Source organism: Microcoleus sp. B3-D2, from assembly GCF_036705345.1.
GTDB lineage: Bacteria > Cyanobacteriota > Cyanobacteriia > Cyanobacteriales > Microcoleaceae > Microcoleus.
The window spans coordinates 1-4,154 of record NZ_JAUBUG010000147.1 but is presented as its reverse complement, the minus strand read 5'-3'; the positions used below and the strand labels follow the sequence as shown (position 1 = coordinate 4,154).

The 4,154-nt window shown below is 44.7% G+C and carries 2 protein-coding genes; both read left to right on the top strand.

The window, feature by feature from the left end; all coding sequences use genetic code 11:
- Nucleotides 1-108: 108 nt before the first annotated feature.
- The gene (locus tag QUB14_RS28115; protein ID WP_333221471.1) at nucleotides 109-1,032 is read left to right on the top strand and encodes a vitamin K epoxide reductase family protein; all 924 of its coding nucleotides are present in this window, start codon (nucleotides 109-111) and stop codon (nucleotides 1,030-1,032) included.
- 841 nt (nucleotides 1,033-1,873) lie between these two features.
- Nucleotides 1,874-4,009 carry a CHASE2 domain-containing protein gene (locus QUB14_RS28110; protein WP_333221469.1) on the top strand — a complete coding sequence of 712 codons (2,136 nt, stop codon included), beginning with the start codon at nucleotides 1,874-1,876 and terminating at the stop codon, nucleotides 4,007-4,009.
- The last annotated feature ends 145 nt before the right edge of the window (nucleotides 4,010-4,154 follow it).

The following is a 4,154-nucleotide window of genomic DNA, read 5'->3' as shown; positions in this document are numbered from 1 at the left end:
TCAACAGTCAACAGTCAACAGTCAACAGTCAACAGTCAACAGTCAACAGTCAACAGTCAACAGTCAACAGTCAACAATTCCCAAATTCCCAAATTACCAAATCAAAAAATGATTCGCCGACGTTCAACCCCTTGGATTCATCGCTGGTCTAGGACTGTGATGGCAGCGATCGCAGCCATAGGCGTCGTAGAAACGGCCTATCTCACGATCGCTAAATTCACCAATGGCTCGGTCATTTGTCCCACCAGCGGCTGCGACAAAGTTCTCAACAGTCCCTACGCTACAGTCTTTGGCACAGTGCCTTTAAGTTTGTTAGGCTGTCTGGCTTACCTAAGCATAGCAATCCTGGCATTGGCTCCCAAAGCTGTAAATCCAGACACCAAGAAAGGACTGCACTCTCAACTAGAAAACAAAACTTGGCAAGCGCTATTTATCATCACCGCTGCGATGGTAATTTTCAGCAGCTATTTGATGTATTTGATGGCTTTTGAAATTCAGGAACTGTGCATTTACTGCATCACTTCTGCCTTATTTGCGCTGTCGCTGTTTGTGCTGGTGCTAGTCGGGCGCGAGTGGGAAGATATCGGACAGTTGGTGTTTACAGGCATTTTGGTGGCAATGGTAAGTTCGATCGGCGCCTTGGGACTTTATAACAGCGTCAACTCACCTGCTCCTACTGTCTCTACCCCCGGAATTGTACCCCCTGCCGTCACTACAACCTCCGGCCCGGCACAAATTGCTTTGGCCCGCCACCTCCGACAAATTGGCGCTAAAGAGTACGGCGCTTACTGGTGTCCCCACTGCCACGACCAAAAAATGCTGTTCGGCAAAGAAGCAGCCAAAATAATTGATTATTTTGAATGCGATCCCAGGGGGCAAAATTCCCGCGCTGAAATTTGCCAAGCGGCTGCTGCGAATGTTAAAGGTTTCCCGACTTGGGAGATTAATGGTCAGTTTTATTCGGGGACGCAATCTTTGGATAAACTCGCTGATTTATCGGGTTACACCGGCCCGCGCAACTTTCAAAACTAACAGGAAAGTAGGAGATTATAGATGACAGATTTTAGATTGATTGGCAGGAAATATCCTGGTTTTTAACTTAGTTTATCGTTGGCTCGTGCGGCGAAATGAATCTAAAATCTCGCATCTATAATCAATAATAAAATAGGAAAAATTAGTAATAACGAAAAAGTTTAAAACAATTTATGGGTCTCTAGTATTTAGAGCAGCGAATAAATACTAGAACTTTTACAAAAAAACGCCAGAAACCGGGTTTCTGCTTCCAGAGTGATTGTTGAAATGACATATTTTGGTTGCGAAACCCGGTTTCTGGTGTTGCAGCCCGATCGCACCGAAACACCCAAAAATTGGATAATCTCAAATCTTAAATCTCAAATTGATATCGTTTCCGGCTGCATCGTCAGGTGATAAATTAGAGGGCAATTCATGAATGATTGTTACAAGTCGCCACCTATCTCGGCCCAATTTTCAGTTGTTCGATTCACAGTCAACAGTCAACAGTCAACAGTCAACATCATGAGGAGTGCAACCGGAATTGATATGACTCGCCGGCACAGAAAAACCAAAAAATTGGATAATCTCAAATCTCAAATCTTAAATCTTAAATCTTAAATCTCAAATCGATCGCACCGAAAAACCAAAAAATTGGATAATCTAAAATTTAAAATCTCAAATCGACTCGATCGCACCGAAAAACCAAAAAATTGGATAATCTAAAATTTAAAATCTCAAATCGACTCGATCGCACCGAAAAACCAAAAAATTGGATAATCTAAAATCTAAAATCTAAAATCTAAAATCGACTGAGCAGATCGCCCCGGAGATGTAAAACCTATACGTAGTAGTAGTTTAGATGCTCAAAGGGCGAGGCCCAAATCCCCAAAATATGCTAGAAACTATCAAAAAATGGGTCGATCGAGAACGCCGAGTATTGATTACTGCGAGTGCCGTTGCTAGTACGGTCATTGTAATGCGCTGGTTCGGATGTTTTCAGGTTTGGGAATGGGCTGCTTTCGACCACTTTGTGCGCTGGCGGCCGGCCGAACCCATTGACTCGCGCATCGTCATTGTAGAAATTAAGGAAGCTGACTTGCAAAAATACGGCTACCCAATTTCGGATGCTGTCTTGGCCCAATTGCTGCAAAAATTGCACGCTGGCAAGCCGCGGGCGATCGGCCTCGACGTTTACCGAGATTTGCCAACTCAGCCGGGTAACGCCGAATTGCTCAAAACTTTTAAAACTATTCCCAACTTAATCGGCATTGAGTTGATGCCAGACGAAACCAGGATCGGAGTTCGCCCGCCTCCGGTACTTGACAAGCTTGATCGAATTGGTTTCAACAACGTTGTCATCGACGCTGACTCAAAAGTCCGGCGAACTTTGCTCTACGCTTGGCCCGGAGACGGCAAAACTCATCAAAGTTTCGCACTCAGACTGGCTTTGCTTTACCTCAAAAGCGAAGGAATTTCCCCTCAATCAGCAAAAGCCAATCCTAAATACTTGCAGTTAGGCAAGGGGGTTTTTCGGCCTTTTCAACCGAATGATGGTGCTTACGTTCGATCGGACAGCCGTGGCTATCAAATTTTGACCAACCTGCGCGGCCCGCGAGGCAGTTTTCGCACTGCATCGATGGGCGATGTGCTCTCTGGCACAGTACCTGCTGATTTTGTACGATCGCGCGTTGTCTTGATCGGCTCAAATGCCCCCAGCCTCAAAGACTTTTACCAAAATTCTTACAGTTCCGGTTGGTTTAGTCCTCCCCAACAAATACCAGGAGTCGAGCTTCAGGCTCATTTCTTGAGCCAAATTTTGAGTGCAGCTATCGACGGGCGCGGGGGTCTCAATGTCTGGCCAGAGGCTGCGGAGTTGCTGTGGATTTTACTGTGGTCTTGGGCGGGAGCAAATGTGAGTTGGAATTTGCGATCGCTTGGTCGATCGGCTTACTGTTTATTAAGTATCTGTCTAGGTCTGACTGCCAGTTTATACTTAGTATTCTTAGCAGGTTGGTGGCTACCGTTAATTCCTCCAATCCTCAGTCTTTTGGGTTCTGGTGCCGCAGTTGTGGGTTATCTGGCGCACTTGCAAGAAGAATTAAAACGGTCTAAAGAATTTTTACAATCGCTAATCGATACAATTCCCGACCCCATTTTTGTCAAAGATCGAACTCACCGCTGCGTAGTTTTGAATCAGGCATATTGTCGGTTTATTGGCTATCCTTTAGAAATTTTAACTTGCCGAACCGATTACGATTTATTTCCCCAAGCCGAAGCCGAGATATTTTGGCAGCAAAACGAATTAGTATTTCAAACTCACCAGCCGCGAGAAAATGAAGAATATTTTACTGACGCTAACGGAATTACGCATCTGATTGCGACTAAAAGATCCCTACATAAAGATGCTGCAGGCAATCTCTTTTTAGTCGGAGCAATTAGAGATATTACCGAGCGCCAACTCCGGGCAAATGCCCTAGAACAAAAAAATGCTGAGCTCAGCCACCAAGCTTATCACGATGCTCTTACCGGTTTGCCCAACCGCCAAATGTTCTACGAATGCTTGCATAAGTCTTTAGAAATAGCTTCCAGCACTCAGGAATTGGTAGCTTTACTGTTTTTAGATTTAGATGGATTTAAATCAATCAACGACACTCTCGGACACAATGTGGGTGATTTACTCTTAAAAACAGTTGCCAGTCGGCTCAAAAAATGCTTGCGCGGCAGCGATACAATCTCGCGGTTGGGTGGCGACGAGTTCACAGTCATTTTGCCCGCAATTCCAGGGCGCGAGGAAGCTGCGAAAGTAGCGGAAAAAATTTGCGACGCCATCATGCAGCCTTTTATTTTAGAAGAACATACAGTTTCTGTAACTACAAGTATTGGCATTAGTTTATATCCCATTGACGGTCAAGAGCCAGAGATTTTAGTTAAGAATGCCGATGTTGCGATGTATCGTGCTAAGGAACGCGGGAAAAATCAATATCACTTTTATTAATTAAGACCAGTTAAAAACATAATGCAACTGTAGGTAAAGTCCTCAGCCCGATATTGATAATTCATTTGTATAGCAGTCGCCAAGGCGGTTAAGACGTATACTGGAAGTAATCCGGAATCAGGCGATCGCGAAACCCATGCCCAAA

Coding starts and splice junctions, on each gene's coding strand:
- QUB14_RS28110 (WP_333221469.1), top strand. CDS start 1,874: ATGCTCAAAGGGCGAGGCCCAAATCCCCAAAATATGCTAGAAACTATC.
- QUB14_RS28115 (WP_333221471.1), top strand. CDS start 109: ATGATTCGCCGACGTTCAACCCCTTGGATTCATCGCTGGTCTAGGACT.